Source organism: Paraburkholderia sp. DHOC27, from assembly GCF_003429005.1.
Taxonomy (GTDB): Bacteria; Pseudomonadota; Gammaproteobacteria; order Burkholderiales; family Burkholderiaceae; genus Paraburkholderia.
The window spans coordinates 87,988-105,031 of sequence record NZ_QVQV01000005.1 but is presented as its reverse complement, the minus strand read 5'-3'; the positions used below and the strand labels follow the sequence as shown (position 1 = coordinate 105,031).

15 protein-coding genes are annotated in these 17,044 nt (G+C 62.7%); 8 read left to right on the top strand and 7 right to left on the bottom strand.

Annotated features, from left to right (window positions below):
• Positions 1 to 12: 12 nt before the first annotated feature.
• From lspA to D0B32_RS18315, 3 genes are all read right to left on the bottom strand, one after another.
• Positions 13 to 516, bottom strand: coding sequence for a signal peptidase II (gene lspA, locus D0B32_RS18325; RefSeq protein WP_117335589.1), 504 nt, complete (start codon positions 514 to 516; stop codon positions 13 to 15).
• Complete coding sequence (ileS, locus tag D0B32_RS18320; protein WP_117335746.1) at positions 516 to 3,353, bottom strand: isoleucine--tRNA ligase; 2,838 nt, start codon at positions 3,351 to 3,353, stop codon at positions 516 to 518. Before ileS ends, lspA begins: the two co-directional genes overlap by 1 nt.
• A gap of 195 nt (positions 3,354 to 3,548) precedes the next feature.
• The gene (locus D0B32_RS18315) at positions 3,549 to 4,544 is read right to left on the bottom strand and encodes a bifunctional riboflavin kinase/FAD synthetase (protein WP_117335744.1); all 996 of its coding nucleotides are present in this window, start codon (positions 4,542 to 4,544) and stop codon (positions 3,549 to 3,551) included.
• 231 nt (positions 4,545 to 4,775) lie between these two features.
• Here D0B32_RS18315 and purN point away from each other — a divergent pair, with 231 nt between their 5' ends.
• The 6 genes from purN to nadC all read left to right on the top strand — a co-directional run bounded on the left by purN (position 4,776) and on the right by nadC (position 11,715).
• Complete coding sequence (gene purN / locus D0B32_RS18310) at positions 4,776 to 5,441, top strand: phosphoribosylglycinamide formyltransferase (RefSeq protein ID WP_117335742.1); 666 nt, start codon at positions 4,776 to 4,778, stop codon at positions 5,439 to 5,441.
• Positions 5,438 to 6,697 (top strand): RsmB/NOP family class I SAM-dependent RNA methyltransferase, encoded by a 1,260-nt coding sequence (locus tag D0B32_RS18305; RefSeq protein ID WP_117335587.1) that lies wholly within the window; start codon positions 5,438 to 5,440, stop codon positions 6,695 to 6,697. The genes purN and D0B32_RS18305 overlap by 4 nt, the downstream gene beginning before the upstream one ends.
• A gap of 75 nt (positions 6,698 to 6,772) precedes the next feature.
• Positions 6,773 to 8,158 (top strand): mechanosensitive ion channel family protein, encoded by a 1,386-nt coding sequence (locus tag D0B32_RS18300; RefSeq protein WP_117335585.1) that lies wholly within the window; start codon positions 6,773 to 6,775, stop codon positions 8,156 to 8,158.
• A 180-nt stretch (positions 8,159 to 8,338) separates the two neighbouring features.
• Positions 8,339 to 9,535, top strand: coding sequence for an acyl-CoA desaturase (locus D0B32_RS18295; RefSeq protein ID WP_117335583.1), 1,197 nt, complete (start codon positions 8,339 to 8,341; stop codon positions 9,533 to 9,535).
• 141 nt (positions 9,536 to 9,676) lie between these two features.
• The gene (gene nadA, locus D0B32_RS18290; RefSeq protein WP_117335581.1) at positions 9,677 to 10,816 is read left to right on the top strand and encodes a quinolinate synthase NadA; all 1,140 of its coding nucleotides are present in this window, start codon (positions 9,677 to 9,679) and stop codon (positions 10,814 to 10,816) included.
• Positions 10,816 to 11,715 (top strand): carboxylating nicotinate-nucleotide diphosphorylase, encoded by a 900-nt coding sequence (gene nadC, locus D0B32_RS18285; protein WP_117335579.1) that lies wholly within the window; start codon positions 10,816 to 10,818, stop codon positions 11,713 to 11,715. Before nadA ends, nadC begins: the two co-directional genes overlap by 1 nt.
• Positions 11,716 to 11,875: 160 nt before the next feature.
• Here the strand turns inward: nadC and nadB are convergent, their stop codons facing one another.
• From nadB to radC, 4 genes are all read right to left on the bottom strand, one after another.
• A complete protein-coding gene (gene nadB, locus D0B32_RS18280; RefSeq protein ID WP_117335740.1) occupies positions 11,876 to 13,474 on the bottom strand; it encodes an L-aspartate oxidase in 1,599 nt (532 codons plus the stop codon).
• Between the two features lie 271 nt (positions 13,475 to 13,745).
• Positions 13,746 to 13,913: a 50S ribosomal protein L33 gene (gene rpmG / locus D0B32_RS18275; RefSeq protein WP_074263557.1), complete on the bottom strand. Its 168-nt coding sequence runs from the start codon at positions 13,911 to 13,913 to the stop codon at positions 13,746 to 13,748.
• A 10-nt stretch (positions 13,914 to 13,923) separates the two neighbouring features.
• A complete protein-coding gene (gene rpmB, locus D0B32_RS18270) occupies positions 13,924 to 14,157 on the bottom strand; it encodes a 50S ribosomal protein L28 (protein ID WP_007180631.1) in 234 nt (77 codons plus the stop codon).
• Between the two features lie 327 nt (positions 14,158 to 14,484).
• Positions 14,485 to 15,303 (bottom strand): DNA repair protein RadC, encoded by an 819-nt coding sequence (gene radC, locus D0B32_RS18265; RefSeq protein ID WP_117335577.1) that lies wholly within the window; start codon positions 15,301 to 15,303, stop codon positions 14,485 to 14,487.
• A 187-nt stretch (positions 15,304 to 15,490) separates the two neighbouring features.
• Between radC and D0B32_RS18260 the strand changes: the two genes are divergently transcribed.
• Entirely contained in the window at positions 15,491 to 15,946 is a 456-nt protein-coding gene (locus D0B32_RS18260; protein ID WP_117335575.1) for a peptidylprolyl isomerase, read from the top strand.
• 2 nt (positions 15,947 to 15,948) lie between these two features.
• Positions 15,949 to 16,908, top strand: coding sequence for a 4-hydroxy-3-methylbut-2-enyl diphosphate reductase (ispH, locus tag D0B32_RS18255; protein WP_117335573.1), 960 nt, complete (start codon positions 15,949 to 15,951; stop codon positions 16,906 to 16,908).
• The last annotated feature ends 136 nt before the right edge of the window (positions 16,909 to 17,044 follow it).

The following is a 17,044-nucleotide window of genomic DNA, read 5'->3' as shown; positions in this document are numbered from 1 at the left end:
CCTCGCGATGCGTTAGCGCGAACCGCGCACGCGTCGCAATTCGTCGAGCACCAGCAGGATCGCGCCAATCGTGATCGCGCTGTCGGCGAGATTGAACGCCGGCCAGTGCCAGCTTGCCACGTGGAAATCGAGGAAGTCGATCACATGGCCGTAGGCCAGCCGGTCGATCACGTTGCCGATCGCGCCGCCCAGAATCAGCGCAAGCGCGGTGCAAAACATCTTCTGCGCGCCGTGCCGCTTGAGCAGATAGCAGATCACCAGCGCCGCAACAATGCCGAGCGCAGTGAAGGCCCAGCGCTGCCAGCCACCCGCCGCGGCGAGAAAGCTGAAGGCGGCGCCGCGGTTGTACACGAGGAAAAAATTGAAGAACGGCGCGACCTCGTGCGGCACACCGTACGCAAATACCTTCTGTACTGCGATCTTCGTCAACTGATCGAACAGGATGACGATCAACGCTACGCCCAACCACGGCGCCAGCGAACCACTGCTGGCGGGTTTCGACAGGGTTCTTGCCATTATGCCGCGCTCCTCGTTTCGCCGCTTCCGTACAGGTTGCTAAAGCACCGGCCGCACAGCGACGGATGGTCGGCGTGCTCGCCGACGTCCGCGCGGTAATGCCAGCAACGTTCACACTTTAGATATTTGGACGTCACCACCTCGACGCTCTCATCCGCTTCGCTTTCGACCTTCACGACCGTTGCCGCCGACGTGATCAGCACGAACTTCAGATCGTCGCCGAGGCTCGCGAGCGCGTCGTACCGTGCGCCGCTTGCGCGGAGTTCGACTTCCGCCTGCAACGACGAGCCGATCAGGTTCGCCACGCGTGCTTCTTCCAGCGCCTTGGTCACGTTGCTGCGCACTTCACGCAACAAGGTCCACTTGGCGAGCAGCGTAACGGCGTCCGCGACTTCCGGATAGGCGTGATACGTCTCGGTGAAGATGGTTTCGCTGTTCGGCTGGAACACCTTCCACGCTTCTTCCGCGGTGAACGACAGGAACGGCGCCATGATACGCAGCAGACCATGCGCGATGTGATACAGCGCGGTCTGCGCAGCGCGGCGCGCGACGGAATCCGGCGCCGTGGTGTAGAGACGATCCTTCAGCACGTCGAGGTAGAAGCCGCCCAGGTCTTCCGAGCAGAACGTCTGCAGCTTGGCGACGACCGGGTGGAACTCGTACTTGTCGTAGTGCGCGAGGATGTCCGTCTGCAAACTGGCGGACAGCGCGACCGCGTAACGGTCGATCTCGAGCCAGTCTTCCACCGGACGCGCATGCTGCGCGAAGTCGAAGTCCGACAGGTTCGCGAGCAGGAAGCGCAGTGTGTTGCGGATGCGGCGATAGCCTTCCGTCACGCGCTTGAGGATCTCCTCGGAGATGGCGAGCTCGCCCGAGTAATCCGTCGACGCGATCCACAGGCGGATGATTTCCGCGCCGAGCCGGTTCGACACTTCATGCGGATCGACGCCGTTGCCAAGCGACTTGCTCATCTTGCGGCCTTCGCCGTCCACGGTGAAGCCGTGCGTAAGCAGCGCGTTGTACGGCGGGCGACCGTCGAGCATGGAGGCCGTGAGCAGCGACGAGTGGAACCAGCCGCGGTGCTGGTCCGAGCCTTCCAGGTACAGGTCGGCCGGGAACTGCAGTTCGTCCTTATGCGAGCCGCGCAACACGTGCCAGTGCGTGGTGCCCGAGTCGAACCACACGTCGAGCGTGTCGCGGTTCTTTTCGTACAGATTGGCGTCGTCGCCAATCAGCTCGCGCGGGTCGAGTGTCTGCCAGGCTTCGATGCCGGCCTTCTCGACACGTTGCGCCACTTCCTCGAGCAACTCGGGCGTGCGCGGATGCAGCTCGCCGGTTTCCTTGTGCACGAAGAACGCCATCGGCACGCCCCATTGACGCTGACGCGAGAGCGTCCAGTCCGGGCGGTTGGCGATCATGCTGAACAGACGCTGCTTGCCCCACGACGGATAAAACGCGGTGTTTTCGATGCCTTCCAGCGCGGTTTCGCGCAGCGTCTTGTCGCTGTCGTTCGGCTTCACGTCCATGCCGGCGAACCATTGCGAGGTCGCGCGGTAGATGATCGGCGTCTTGTGGCGCCAGCAGTGCATGTAGCTATGCAGGTACTTTTCCGTGTATAGCAGCGAACCCGCCGCCTCGAGCGCTTCGACGATCTTCGGATTGGCGGCCCAGATGGACAGACCGCCGAACAGCGCGAGCGATTCGATATAGCGGCCGTCGCCCATCACCGGGCTGATGATGTCCGAATCGGCCATGCCATGCGCCTTGCACGACACGAAGTCTTCCACGCCATACGCCGGCGCCGAGTGGACGATGCCGGTGCCGGAATCCGTGGTCACGTAGTCGCCGAGATAGACCGGCGAGGTGCGCTTGTAGCTCGGATGCGCGGAGGCAAGCGGGTGATGGAAGCGCAGATTGGCCAGCTTCTCGCCGGTGGTCGTGGCGAGCACGTTGCCTTCGAGGCCATATTGCTTCAGGCACGCCTCGACGCGCTCCTGCGCGAGGATCAGCAGACCGCGCGGTGTATCCACCAGCGCGTAGACGATTTCCGGATGGACGTTGAGCGCCTGGTTGGCGGGGATGGTCCACGGCGTGGTGGTCCAGATCACGATGCCGCCTTCGCTGCGCGGCAACGCGGCGAGGCCGAACGCCTGCGCGGTCTTTTCCGGTTCGGCAAAGGCGAACAGCACGTCGATGGTCGGATCGGTCTTGTCCTGATACTCGACCTCGGCTTCAGCCAGCGCGGAGCCGCAGTCGAAACACCAGTTCACCGGTTTCAGGCCGCGATACACATAGCCCTTCTCCATGATTTTCGCGAGCGCACGGATTTCGCCGGCTTCGTTCACGAAGTTCATGGTCTTGTACGGATTGTCCCAGTCGCCGAGCACGCCCAGACGCCGGAAGCCGACCTTCTGCTTCTCGATCTGCTCCGTGGCGTAGGCGCGTGCCTTCTGCATCACTTCAGCGGCCGGCAGTGACTTGCCGAACTGCTTTTCGATCTGGATTTCGATGGGCATGCCGTGGCAATCCCAGCCGGGCACATAGACCGCGTCGAAGCCCGCCAGGTTGCGCGCCTTGACGATCATGTCCTTCAGGATCTTGTTGACCGCGTGGCCCAGGTGGATGTCACCGTTCGCATACGGCGGCCCATCGTGCAGGATGAATTTCTTGCGGCCCTTCGAGGCGGCGCGGATCTTTTCGTAGATCTTGCGTTCCTGCCATTCCTTGACCCATTGCGGTTCACGCTTGGGCAGGTCGCCACGCATCGGGAACGGCGTGTCGAGCAGGTTGACCGGGTAGCGGGACTGCGGTTTCGAATCGGCTTTCTTGTTGCTCATGGTGTGGTCGCGGTGAATTCTTTCGATGCGCATCGTGGCGCGTTGTACGCAGCGGGGCTCGAAGCCACGCGCTGCGCTTTGGACGCGCCCGACAGGTCCGTCGCGTGATCCACGGACGCCCTTCGATGCGCGCGGCGATCGGTACGTGCCGCGCTGAAGGCTGACAACCGGCAGCGCTGGCCAGTACCGCGGCGGCTATCTAATTCGGTCAGTGGCTGAAGTGGCAAAGCCGGTTGAGCGGCTGCCCGGCGTGCCGTTGCCGGAAGCCGCAAACCACGCGCGCGCATTGGCGACGTCGCGCGCGATGGCGGCGGTCAGCGTTTCGAGGTCGACGTATTTCTCCTCGTCACGCAGTTTCTTCAGGAATTCGACGCGCACGAGTTTGCCATACGCGTCGCCGTGCCAGTCGAGCAGATGCACTTCGAGCAGCACGCGGCCGGAATCGTCCACAGTGGGGCGCAGGCCGAGGCTGGCGACACCCGGCAGCGGTTCGTCCGCCACGCCGTGCACACGCACGACGAAGATACCCGCCAGCGCCGGACGCTTGTGGGCGATGGGCAGGTTGAGCGTAGGAAAACCGAGGTCGCGGCCGAGCTTCATGCCATGCACGACGTGGCCGCTGATCACGTAGTCGCGGCCTAGTGCGCCACGCGCCGTGTCGAGGTCGCCGGCCACCAGCGCGGCGCGCACGCCGGAGCTGGAAATGCGTGCGCCGGACGGATCGGCAACGGTTGCCATCTGTTCGACTTCGAAGCCGTGCTGCACGCCCGCTGCCTTGAGCGAGTCGAAGTCTCCCGCGCGCTTCGCGCCGTAGCGGAAATCGTCGCCGATCATCACCCAGCGAGCATGCAGACCGTTGACGATGATCCGTTCAACGAAGGCATCCGGCGACTGGCTGGCAAACGTGTGATTGAAGTGCTCGACCACCACCCGGTCCACGCCGTGCGTGCGCAGGGCTTCGAGTTTGTCGCGCAGCATGGCGATACGCGGTGGTGCGCCGGCCGGGTTGAAAAATTCGCGCGGGTGCGGTTCGAAGGTCATCACGCAGACGGGCAGGCCGCGCGCATCCGCTGCCGCCCGGACATGGGCGAGCAAAGCCTGATGGCCGCGGTGGACACCGTCGAAGTTGCCGATTGTCAGGGCGCAGGGCGCCCGGCTCTCGGCATTGGGAAGACCGCGGAAGACTCTCACGATAGCGGGTTGAGCGACTTTTAGTTTGGGAACGGCGACGTGTAACGGCGGTTTGCAACGACTGCGTTCAACGGCGCTGCGTGACGGGCGCATCGCCGCCGAAGCGCCGGTGGCAAGCCCAGCACGCGCCGGCAAAACCCAGGCGCCGCAAAACAAACGATTATAAACGCTCGGCGCGAGCCACGGCGGCGCGGCGCCGTTCAGGCGTCCCTCAAATGATAAAATCCGCGGATGAAAAAACTTGTCATCCTGATTTCCGGGCGGGGCAGCAACATGGAAGCCATCGTTCGCGCCTGTTCGCGCGAAGGCTGGCCGGCGCAAGTCGCCGCCGTGATTGCCAGCCGCCCAGACGCGGCGGGCCTTGCGTTCGCCGCGTCGCACGAGATACCCACGGCGGTGGTTGACCACCGCGAGTTTTCCGACCGCGAGTCGTTCGACACCGCGCTGATCCACGCAATCGACGCCTTCGAGCCTGACCTCGTGGTGCTCGCCGGTTTCATGCGTATTCTGACGCCGGGTTTTACAGACCGCTACGCGGGGCGCATGCTGAACGTGCATCCGTCGTTGCTGCCGAGCTTCGCGGGCCTCAAAACCCATCAGCAGGCGCTCGATGCCGGGGTCCGGCTGCATGGCGCGTCGGTGCATTTTGTCACGTCGCAGCTCGATCATGGGCCTATCGTGGTTCAGTCCGCCGTGCCGGTGCTGGCGGGCGACGACGCCGCGGCCCTGGCCGAACGGGTGCTGGCCACGGAACACATCATTTATCCCCGCGCGGTGCGCTGGTTCGTCGAAGGGCGCCTTGCGCTCGACGGGCCGCGCGTCACGCTCACGCCGCCGGAGCCGCAATGGCTCTTTGCCGACATCAATAGCAACAAGATCGCCGGAGAGGGCGTATGAGACTGCATGGATTTCTGATTGGACAAACCGAAACGCTGCTCGCGGACGTGCTGAAGCTCGCCGGTCCCGCGGATGCCGCCACTAGCCGCTTTTTCCGCGCGCATCCGAAGCTCGGCCACGGCGAGCGCGGTGTGATCGCCGAGGCGGTGTTTGCGGTGCTGCGGCGCCGGATGGAGTTCGCCCACCTCGCGGAAAGCGGCACCGGCAGCCCGGCCCGCCGCATGGCGCTGCTTGGCTTGATGCAGACGGCGGGCCGCTCGGCGCTAAAGCCGTTCGTCTCCGACGCTGAGTCCAACTGGCTCGAACACGTCGCCAAGATCGACCCGGAAAGCCTGCCGCTGCGGATTCGCATGAATCTGCCGGACTGGATCTACCAGGCGCTCTCGAAGCGCTTCGAGGCCGAGGAGCTGGCGCAACTGGCTGCGGCCCTGAACTACCCGGCGCCGCTCGACCTGCGCGCCAACCCGATCAAGGCGAGTCGCGATGAAGTGCTGACGGCGCTGTCGAAGGCTGGCATCGAAGCCGGCGCGACGCCGTTCGCGCCGTTCGGCGTGCGGGTGGTCGGCAAGCCGCCGCTCACCAAGCTCGACGCGTTCCAGCAAGGCTGGCTCGAAGTGCAGGACGAAGGCAGCCAGTTGCTGTGTTCGCTGGTCGCGCCCAAGCGCGGCGAGATGATCGTCGACTTCTGCGCGGGGGCGGGCGGCAAGACGCTGGCGCTCGGCGCGGCGATGCGCTCCAGCGGGCGTCTGTATGCCTTCGACATCTCCGAGCGGCGCCTCGCCAAGCTCAAGCCGCGCCTCGCGCGCAGCGGGCTGTCGAACGTCAACCCGGTGTTGATCGACAGTGAACACGACGCGAAGATCAAGCGTCTGGCGGGCAAGATCGACCGCGTGCTGGTGGACGCGCCGTGCAGCGGGCTCGGCACGCTGCGCCGCAATCCCGATCTGAAATGGCGCCAGTCGCCGGAATCGGTCGCGGAGCTGGCGCCCAAGCAACTGTCGATTCTCACCAGCGCCGCGCGTCTCGTGAAGGTGGGCGGCCGGCTGGTCTACGCAACCTGCAGCATCCTCGAGGAAGAGAACGAAGCGATCGTCACGCAGTTCCTCGCCAATCACCCGGGCTTTGCGTTGGTGCCGGCGCGCGACGTGCTGGCCGAACAGCGCATCGAACTCGACACCGGCGATTACCTCTCGCTGTGGCCGCATCGCCACGCCACCGACGGCTTCTTCGCCGCCGTGCTGGAACGCCGCGCGTAAGCGACAGGCGCAGGCTCGCCGCGGTGGCACTCGCCTGCCGCGGCGAGCGAGCCATATCGGGCGCATCCTGACACCATGCCAAACCACCCCTTCTTTCGCCTGTTCGGTGACGTCGCGCACGACTTCGGCCAGCCGGTGATGCTGTGGCAGGTGGGCGTGCTGCTCGGCACGCTGGCGCTGGCGTGGGTGCTGGCCAGACTGCTGCGCCGCACGCTCGATCTGCGGCGGCAAAGCCGGTATCAGGCGTTGCGCTTCGGCGCGGAGAGTCTTGATCGCGCCTTCTTCCCGCTGCTCGGGGCGGTGCTGGTATGGCTCGCGCGGGCCGTCGCCGGCTCGTTCATGCATACCGCGCTGCTCGATCTGGCGCTGGTGCCGCTGTTCGGCATTGGCCTCATCTACGTGCTGTTTTTCTTCGCGCGGCGTGTGTTCGGCAAGGAGGGCGAGGCGCATACGTGGCTCTTCCTCGTCGAAAAGCTCGTCACCGTGGTCGTCTGGGTGGGCATGGTGCTCACCGTCATGGGCATTCAGGACCAGGTGCTCACGTGGATGGGCAGCGTGCATTTCCGCGTGGCCAATGCGCATCTGACGCTGCTGTCTCTCACGACCGGCCTGCTGTGGGTGTGCGTGACGATGATCGTGGCCATGTGGCTCGGCTCGGCCTTCGAGGACCGCCTGATCCGCTCCAGTACGCTCGACGCCAATCTCAAGGTGGTGGTGGCGCGCGTCGGCCGGGCCGCGCTGGTGGTGGCGGCGGTGCTGATCAGCCTGTCTCTCGTCGGGATCGACATTACCGTGCTGGGGGTGTTCGGCGGGGCACTCGGGGTTGGCCTGGGGTTTGGCTTGCAGAAGATTGCGAGCAACTACGTGTCGGGCTTCATCATCCTGATCGACCGCTCGTTGCGGATCGGTGACACGATCAACGTCAGCGGCCTGCAGGGCATGGTCACGCAGATCCGCACCCGCTACACCGTCGTGCGCGGGCTGGACGGCATCGAAACGCTGATTCCAAACGAAAAACTGATCACCGACGTGGTCCAGAACCAGTCTTCGTACTTGACCCGAGGTCATGCGAAATCAGCAATCCAGGTGGCCTACACCGCGGATGTCGATCAGGTGATGACGCTGCTCGTGCAGGCAGCCAAAGGCGTGGAGCGTGTGCTGCAGGATCCGCCGCCCGCCGCGTTTCTGGTGGGTTTTGGTCCCGACGGCATCAACATGGAACTGGGCTTCTGGATCGAAAACGCCGCCACCGGAACCTCGGGCGTGCGCTCGGCGGTGAACCGGAACATCTGGCGGCTGTTTCGCGCCAACAACATTTCGATCCCCTTCCCGCAACGCGAAATGCATATCGTGGGAAGTGGCGACATACCGACGCATCCGGTCAATTTGACCGATACGGCTTCGGACAAGCCTGAGGCCGCCTCCGAAGGCGTTGACACGAGTCACCCGCGAGCGAAATAGTTGGGGTCAGCGTGTTTATCCTGGTTGATGCGACACAAAAAATCCCCAATTGTTACAAACACTTGGAACGGTTCGCGTAGAATGACGTCCAATCTGCTTGTATGCTTTCACTTTCTTGACACCGCGTTTTTTCGCTGTGTTTGCGGTGCCTTGTCACTCTCGTTCCACAGGTAAATTGCCTTGTTGAATTCCTTGCTTGATTTCCTTGCCCACGGCCTGCTTCGTTTCTCCTGGTGGCAACTCGTGGTGTATACGCTCGTGGTGACGCACATCACGATCATCGGCGTGACGGTGTATCTGCACCGTTGCCAGGCGCACCGCGCCCTCGACCTGCATCCCGCGGTCAGTCATTTTTTCCGCTTCTGGCTGTGGATGACCACAGGCATGTTGACCGGCCAGTGGGCCGCGATTCACCGTAAGCACCACGCCAAGTGCGAGACCGAAGAAGATCCGCACAGCCCGCAGACGCGCGGCATCTGGAAGGTGTTGCTGGAAGGCGCTGAACTCTATCGCACCGAGGCGAAGAACGAAGAGACCATGCGCAAGTTCAGTCACGGCACGCCGAACGACTGGATGGAACGCAACGTCTACACGAAGTACCCCATCCTGGGCGTGAGCTTGATGATGGTGCTGAACGTTGCGCTGTTCGGCCTCGTGGGTCTGACCGTGTGGGCTGTGCAGATGATCTGGATTCCGTTCTGGGCGGCCGGTGTGGTCAACGGTCTCGCGCACTTCTGGGGTTATCGCAACTTCAATTCGGCGGACGCGAGCACCAACATCTTCCCGTGGGGCATCCTGATCGGCGGCGAAGAACTGCATAACAACCACCACACGTATGCGACGTCGGCCAAGCTGTCGAACAAGTGGTACGAGTTCGACATTGGCTGGATGTACATCCGCATCATGTCGGCGTTCCGTCTGGCGAAGGTGAAGAAGATTGCACCTACGCCGCGTCTGACCACCGGCAAGCTAGTGCTGGATCAAGACACACTGCAGGCCGTGCTGGCCAACCGCTACGAAGTGATGGCCCGCTACGGCAAGGCGCTCAAGCGCGCGTATCGCCAGGAACTGGCTCATCTGAAGGAAGTGGGCGCGCGTGAGAAGTATCAGGTGATGCGCGGCGCACGTAGCTGGTTCCATAAGGAAGAGGCTGGTCTCGACGAGCCGCAGAAGCGCCAACTGCCGCAAATCTTTGCGAACAGCCAGAAGCTGCGTACGTACATCGAGTTGCGTAACGAACTGGCCGCCATGTGGGAGCGTTCGAACGCCTCGCGCGAACAATTGCTGGTCCAGTTGCAGGATTGGTGTCACCGCGCGGAAGAAAGCGGCATCAAGGCACTCCAGGAATTTGCGTCGCGCCTGCGTCGCTATGCCTGATCTCGAAATACTCTAGAATTTAGGTACGTCACAAAACCCCGCGTTGGCGGGGTTTTGCTTTTTTGGGCCGCAGAAACGTTGCGTTCGACGCGTCCATCGCGCAGCAACTTACGTGGCCGTACCAGCAGGGTAGAGGAGATCATGGATCAGCAGGCGATCAGGCACGTTGAATACGACCGTCCCCAAGGGCAGGGCGCGACGTGCGGCGTCGGGCAGGCATGGGCGAAGGTGCCCGACATGCCCTCGGCGGAAGAAAAGAAGGCGTTGAAGGCACGCATTCGCGCATTGCTCGCGCGCGAGAAAGCCGTGCTCGTCGCGCATTACTACGTGGACCCGGAACTGCAGGAGCTGGCTGACGAAACCGGTGGTTGCGTGGCCGATTCGCTTGAGATGGCCCGCTTTGGCCGTGATCACGAAGCGCAGACGCTGGTGGTGGCCGGGGTGCGTTTCATGGGCGAAACCTCGAAGATTCTGAGCCCGAATAAACGGGTGTTGATGCCGGATCTGGATGCCACCTGCTCGCTCGATCTCGGTTGCCCGATCGACGAGTTCTCGGCATTCTGCGACGCGCATCCCGATCGTACGGTGGTGGTGTACGCCAACACCAGCGCGGCCGTTAAGGCGCGTGCTGACTGGATGGTGACGTCGTCAATCGGCCTTGAGATCGTCGCGGATCTGCACGCACGTGGCGAGAAGATCATCTGGGCACCGGACCGGCACCTCGGCGGCTACATCCAGAAGAAGACTGGCGCGGACATGCTGCTCTGGCAAGGCTCGTGTCTCGTGCACGACGAGTTCAAAGGCATCGAACTGGATCTGTTGCGCGCCGAGTATCCGCACGCCAAGGTGCTGGTGCATCCCGAATCGCCGGATGGCGTGGTCGCGCTGGCCGACGTGGTCGGGTCGACGACGCAGTTGATCGATGCCGCACAGCGCCTCGATGCCACGCATTTCATCGTCGCGACTGACCTCGGCATCCTGCACAAGATGCGGCTCGCGGCGCCAGGCAAGACCTTCATCGAGGCGCCCACGGCCGGCAACAGCGCTACCTGCAAGAGCTGCGCACACTGCCCGTGGATGGCGATGAACGGTCTCGCCAATCTCGCCGACGTGCTGGAGCGCGGTCACAACGAAATCTTCGTGGATCACGCGGTGGGCGAGCGGGCGCGACTACCGATTGACCGCATGCTCGATTTCGCAGCGCGGCATAAGAAACGTGTCCAGGCGAGTGGTGATCTCGCGAAAGACACGAGCTTGTTTTCGAACGTGGGAGCGGCTTGATGGCAACAGCGGTAAATGTTCAAGCGGACGCAGTGTCGCCCCTTTTCGCCGAAGTGCGGGCACAGTACGGCGCGGCCTTTGATGCGGCGCTGGCGCGCAACGTAGCGGACGCATTGGCGGAAGACGTCGGCGCTGGCGATCAAACCGGCCGCCTCGTGCCGGCGGACGATGTGCGCAGCGCGCGCATCATCGTGCGCGAAGATGCGGTGCTGTGCGGCGTGCCGTGGTTCAACGAAGTGATGCGGCGCGTCGATGCGCGCATCGAAGTGGAGTGGCGCTATCGGGAAGGCGAAAGGATGACCGCCGATTCGGCGGTCTGTGAGATGCGTGGACCTGTGCGCGCGCTGCTCACTGCCGAACGCAACGCGCTCAATTTTCTGCAACTGCTGTCTGGGGTGGCGAGCGCAACGCGTCGGTATGTGGATGCCATCGCGCACACCAAGGCGCGCATCCTCGATACGCGCAAAACGCTGCCGGGACTGCGCCTCGCGCAGAAATACGCGGTGCGCGTGGGCGGCGGTGCCAATCAACGGCTCGCGCTGTATGACGGCATTCTGATCAAGGAAAACCACATCGCCGCCGCAGGTGGCGTGGGCGCCGCAATGGATGCCGCTTTGGCGTTGAACGCGGGGGTGTCGATTCAGATCGAGGTCGAGACGCTCGAGCAACTCGAGACGGCGCTGGCGCATCGCGCGCAATCCATCCTGCTCGACAATTTCTCGTTCGATGCCATGCACGAGGCCGTGCGCGTAACGGCAGGTCGAGCGGTGCTCGAGGTGTCGGGCGGCGTCAACTTCGACACGGTGCGCACGATCGCCGAAACCGGCGTGGACCGGATTTCGATTGGCGCGCTGACGAAAGACGTGCGCGCGACGGATTACTCGATGCGGATCGTTTAACGCCTACGCGTCGAGTTTAATGTTGGAAGCAAAAGGCCATCGTTCGCAACGATGGCCTTTTTATTTGCGCGACTCGGTTTGGCAGCAACCTCGCTCGCGCTGCCGAAACATCGGTTGTTGCTAGCCCATTCAGTTCACGGGCAAACCCCTGTGCGCAAGCCTAAACGTTGCGGTTCCGCACGCGCTCGGGCGACAACACCGAAGGCAATGCTTTAGGCAACGCGCTGGGCCAGTCGCGGCTGAAATGCAGTCCGCGGCTTTCGCGACGCGAACGCGCGCTCTCGACGATCAGCGAACCCACGTCGACCAGATTGCGCAGTTCGAGCAGATCGCGGCTCACCTTGAAGTTCGCGTAATACTCGTGGATCTCGTCGCGCAGCAGCGCAAGGCGATGCTTGGCGCGTGCGAGCCGTTTGTCTGTCCGGACGATGCCCACGTAATTCCACATGAGCCGGCGCAGCTCGTCCCAGTTATGGGCGACCACCACTTCTTCATCCGGATCGGACACGCGGCTTTCATCCCAGTCGGGCAGCGGTGCATGCGTGGCGGCGCCGAAGCCTTCCTCTTCGATCGCCGCGGCGGCTGAGCGGCCAATCACGAGACACTCCAGCAGTGAGTTACTCGCGAGCCGGTTGGCCCCGTGCAGACCCGTGCAGGAGGTTTCGCCGACGGCGTAGAGACCGGCGAGGTCGGTGCGGCCAGCCAGATCTGTCACGACGCCGCCGCACGTATAGTGCGCAGCCGGAACCACCGGGATGGGTTCTTTGGTGATGTCGATACCGAACTCGCGGCAGCGCGCGAGGATGGTGGGGAAGTGCTCTTCGAGGAACGCGGCAGGCTGATGGCTGATGTCGAGATACACGCAATCAATGCCGCGCTTCTTGATCTCGAAGTCGATCGCCCGCGCCACGATATCGCGCGGCGCGAGTTCGGCGCGCTCGTCGTGCTCCGGCATGAAGCGCGTGCCATCCGGCAACTTCAGAATGCCGCCTTCACCGCGCACCGCTTCGGAAATCAGGAAGGATTTGGCGTAGGGGTGGAACAGGCACGTAGGGTGAAACTGGATGAACTCCATGTTCGATACACGGCAACCGGCGCGCCAGGCCATTGCGATGCCGTCACCGGTCGCTGTGTCCGGATTTGTGGTGTACAGATAGACCTTGCCGGCACCGCCGGTGGCGAGGACGGTATGCGGCGCTTCGACAGTGACGGTGCGGCCGCTTTGCAGATCCAGCGCGTAGAGACCGTGGCAACGGCGTCCCGGCAGGCCGAGCCGGTCGGACGTGATCAGGTCGATGGCGTAGTGATCTTCGAGCAGCGTGATGTTCGGATGCCGCCGCACGCGTTCACTAAGCGTTGCTACGACGGCGTGACCGGTTGCATCTGCGGCGTGAATGATGCGCCGGTGGCTATGACCGCCCTCGCGCGTCAGATGGAAGCCCAACTCCGCGGCGTCGTCTTTGGTGAACGGCACGCCTTGAGCGATGAGCCATTCAATCGCGCTGCGACCATGTTCGACGATGAAGCGCGTGGCTGCTTCGTCGCACAGACCGCCGCCGGCGATCAGCGTGTCGCGCACGTGATTTTCGATGCTGTCGGCGGAGTCGAGTACCGCGGCGATGCCGCCTTGTGCCCAATCGCTCGCCCCTTCGGTCATGGAGCGCTTGACCACCACTGCAACACGCCGCGTCTCCGCGAGATTCAGCGCGACACTCAAACCTGCGAGACCACTACCGACAATTGCTACATCGAAATTCATTTCCTGCGTCTCCATCACCTGATGCACTGGCGCGACCGCGTTGCCGCATGCCGATAAACGAGCAAGGATACGCGTCCACAAACATCAGCGAAAGCTGGCCGAACGGCCAATCACAGGACGGCAGGTGTAGGGCAAAGAGAGGGAACTGAGAAAACGTAACGAAAACAGGGACGAGAGCGCAGCGGGTGCGCGAAAAATAGCGTCCGGAAATGCAAAAAGCCCCGCACGAATGCAGGGCTTTTCTCTTCGTCAACAAACAGGAAGCAAGACCTTATTTGATCTTGGTTTCCTTGTACGGCACATGCTTGCGGACGACGGGATCAAACTTGCTGATCTCCATCTTTTCCGGCATGTTGCGCTTGTTTTTCGTCGTCGTGTAGAAGTGACCCGTACCTGCGGTCGATTCCAGCTTGATCTTGTCGCGTGCGCCTTTGGCCATGATTTACTCCTTAGGCTTCGCCGCGTGCGCGCAGATCTGCGAGCACAGCGTCAATACCGTTCTTGTCGATCAGGCGCAGGCCGGCGTTCGAAACGCGCAGACGCACCCAACGGTTTTCGCTTTCCACCCAAATACGGCGGTTTTGCAGGTTCGGGAGGAACCGGCGCTTGGTTTTGTTGTTCGCGTGGGAAACGTTGTTGCCGCTCATCGGCGCTTTCCCAGTTACTTGGCATACGCGTGCCATATGAGAGCACTCCTAATACGCTAATTCTGAGTTCGGACGCCGTGAAAGTTTCCCGGGAGTATCGCGATGATCACGCATTGCTTAAGCAGATTACTTAGCTTTGCTCGATCAGTTGCTTTTCTACCGGAACGCCTTTGATGGCTTCGGAACAGGGTTGGAAACAGGCAAACCGGAATTCTAGCAGGAAAAACGCCGAAAAATCAAACCTTATTTGCGGACCGGAACAACACGCAACGCCTTGGGAAAGCAGATTTATCCGAACTTTGTCCGCTGGTTTGTCCGCTCAGTTGCCGTCTTGCCGCCCTGCACCTCGGCCAACTTGCCGATTCACGACCAGCCCGCCCGGGCAAAGGAAAACGTGTCGTGCGCGCCAATGACCAGATGATCGATCAGGCAAACGTCGATGAGCGCCAGAGTTTCGCGCAACACCCGGGTGAGGCGCCGGTCGCTGGCGCTGGGTTTGACCGCGCCGGACGGGTGATTATGCGCCACGATCATGCTGGCCGCGTTCACAGACAGCGCCTGCCGCACGATTTCGCGCGGATACACCGCCATGCGCGTGAGCGAGCCCCGTGCAGCTTGTTCGGTACTGATCAGACGGTGCCGCGCGTCCAGAAAGAGGCAGATAAAGACCTCGTACGGCTTCGAGCCGATGAGCAGGCGCAGATAATCCTCCACCGCCTCGGGTGAATCGATGAGCGGCTTTTCGCGCATTTTTTCGATCAACGAGCGGCGCGCCAGTTCGAGGATGGCCAGCAACTGGGCAGTTTTGGCCGGCCCGATGCCCGGCAGGCCGTCGAATTCCGCCGGCGGCGCGTCCAGCATGGCGCGCAGCGAGCCGAAGCGTTTCAGGAGCGATTGGGCGATCTTGAACACATCGTGGCCGGGCAGTCCGGTGCCGAGCACCAGCGCCACGAGTTCGACGTCCGTCACCGCGCCGGGGCCGAAATCGAGCAGGCGTTCGCGTGGCATGTCGGGCTTCCCGCGGCGCCGCGTCGGAAAAAGCGGACGGGGCGGCAATGCCAGCACAGCGCGTCCGTCCCAGAGGGTCGTGGGTGCAAGGGCGCCGTCCGCATCATCAGCTGGGACGGCCGGCGGGTCGTCGTCGACGGTTGCGATCGCCTCGTTACAGGCGGTGTAGTCCATGTCATCGTTCTCCATGAGTTGTGGGATAAGTCCCTACCGGCGGTAACGGGAGATATGACGCGCGCAAGCCGTCGCCAGATATGTGGCTTACAATAGAGCCTTTGCGCACGGCAGCCCAACGGCTCGCCACCCGCACCGGCCGCGCTACGGCGCACGATTGCAGGGCGCCCGACTGAATGAGTAATGCATGAGCATCATCGACATCTCTGAAGTGAAGCCCGGATCACACGTCACGCTCCATTACCGGCTTTCGCTCGCCGATGGCGCCGAAGTCATCAACACCTTCACCGAGAAGCCGGCCACGTTGCTATTGGGTGCGGGCCATCTCGCGCCGCCGCTCGAAGACATTTTGCTGGGATTGAAGGTCGGCCACCATTCGACCTTTCAGCTAGCGCCCGGCCAGGCTTTCGGCCCGCGCAATCCCGAGCTGATCCAGCGTGTGTCGCTTGCCACGCTGCGTGAAAACAGCATGATCGGTGAGGATTTTTCGCCGGGCGACCTGGTCGAATTCAACGCACCAGGCGGCGGCCGCTATGCGGGCGTGCTGAAGGAAGTGGGCGAAACGTCCGCCCTGTTCGATTTCAATCACCCGCTCGCTGGCCAGGCGCTGGCGTTCGAAGTGAAAATCATCGGAATTCTGTAAACATGAGCACCACGGATACGACTCTGACCGAAGCCGAGATCCTGCTGGCGCAACCGCGCGGCTTTTGCGCGGGTGTCGATCGGGCCATTGAAATTGTCGAGCGCGCGATCAAGCTGCATGGTTCCCCCATTTACGTGCGTCACGAAATCGTTCATAACGCCTATGTGGTCGAGGATCTGCGCAAGAAAGGCGCAATCTTCATCGAGCAGCTCGAGGAAGTGCCGACCGGCAACACGGTGATCTTCAGCGCGCATGGGGTGTCGAAAGACGTGCGAGCCGAGGCCGAATCGCGTGGCTTGCGGGTGTATGACGCCACTTGCCCGCTCGTCACCAAGGTTCACATCGAAGTGGCGAAGATGCGTCAGGAAGGCTTCGACATCGTCATGATCGGCCACAAGGGTCACCCTGAAGTCGAGGGCACCATGGGCCAGGCGGGCGAGGGCATGTATCTCGTCGAAGACATCGAGGACGTACAGGCGCTGCAACTGGCCGATCCGCAGCGCATCGCCTTCGTGACGCAGACAACGCTGTCCGTGGACGACGCCGCCGAGATCATCGCCGCGCTCAAAGCCAAGTATCCGTCCATCAAGGAACCGAAGAAGCAGGACATCTGCTACGCCACGCAGAACCGGCAGGACGCGGTCAAGTTCATGGCGCCGCAATGCGACGTGGTGATCGTGGTGGGCAGCCCGAACAGTTCGAACTCGAACCGGCTGCGGGAAGTGGCCGAAAAGCGCGGCATCCCTTCCTATATGGTGGATTCGCCCGACCAGATCGATCCCGCGTGGATCATCGGCAAGCGCCGCATCGGCGTCACCGCGGGTGCGTCTGCGCCCGAAGTGCTGGCGCAGGCCGTCATTGCACGGTTGCGCGAACTGGGCGTGCGCAATGTGCGGGCGCTGGACGGCATCGAGGAAAACATCGCGTTTCCGCTGCCACGCGGGCTGGGTCTGCCGGCGTGATCGTGGTGTGAATGTAAGGCTGTCGTAACGAAAAGCGCGCCCCGGGCGCGCTTTTTTTATGTCTGCCCCCTTCCGTAGGCGCCTCAAGTTTCGGTGCCAGATCACATAAAAATGCTGATCAACTACCTTCTCCAGC

Bases quoted from the DNA above. Each gene is read 5' to 3' on its own strand.
- ispH (WP_117335573.1), top strand. From the start codon at position 15,949: ATGAGCACCACGGATACGACTCTGACCGAAGCCGAGATCCTGCTGGCG.
- ileS (WP_117335746.1), bottom strand. From the start codon at position 3,353: ATGAGCAACAAGAAAGCCGATTCGAAACCGCAGTCCCGCTACCCGGTC.
- rpmG (WP_074263557.1), bottom strand. From the start codon at position 13,913: ATGGCCAAAGGCGCACGCGACAAGATCAAGCTGGAATCGACCGCAGGT.
- purN (WP_117335742.1), top strand. From the start codon at position 4,776: ATGAAAAAACTTGTCATCCTGATTTCCGGGCGGGGCAGCAACATGGAA.
- radC (WP_117335577.1), bottom strand. From the start codon at position 15,303: ATGGACTACACCGCCTGTAACGAGGCGATCGCAACCGTCGACGACGAC.
- D0B32_RS18300 (WP_117335585.1), top strand. From the start codon at position 6,773: ATGCCAAACCACCCCTTCTTTCGCCTGTTCGGTGACGTCGCGCACGAC.
- rpmB (WP_007180631.1), bottom strand. From the start codon at position 14,157: ATGGCACGCGTATGCCAAGTAACTGGGAAAGCGCCGATGAGCGGCAAC.
- D0B32_RS18260 (WP_117335575.1), top strand. From the start codon at position 15,491: ATGAGCATCATCGACATCTCTGAAGTGAAGCCCGGATCACACGTCACG.
- D0B32_RS18305 (WP_117335587.1), top strand. From the start codon at position 5,438: ATGAGACTGCATGGATTTCTGATTGGACAAACCGAAACGCTGCTCGCG.
- nadB (WP_117335740.1), bottom strand. From the start codon at position 13,474: ATGAATTTCGATGTAGCAATTGTCGGTAGTGGTCTCGCAGGTTTGAGT.
- nadA (WP_117335581.1), top strand. From the start codon at position 9,677: ATGGATCAGCAGGCGATCAGGCACGTTGAATACGACCGTCCCCAAGGG.
- lspA (WP_117335589.1), bottom strand. From the start codon at position 516: ATGGCAAGAACCCTGTCGAAACCCGCCAGCAGTGGTTCGCTGGCGCCG.
- nadC (WP_117335579.1), top strand. From the start codon at position 10,816: ATGGCAACAGCGGTAAATGTTCAAGCGGACGCAGTGTCGCCCCTTTTC.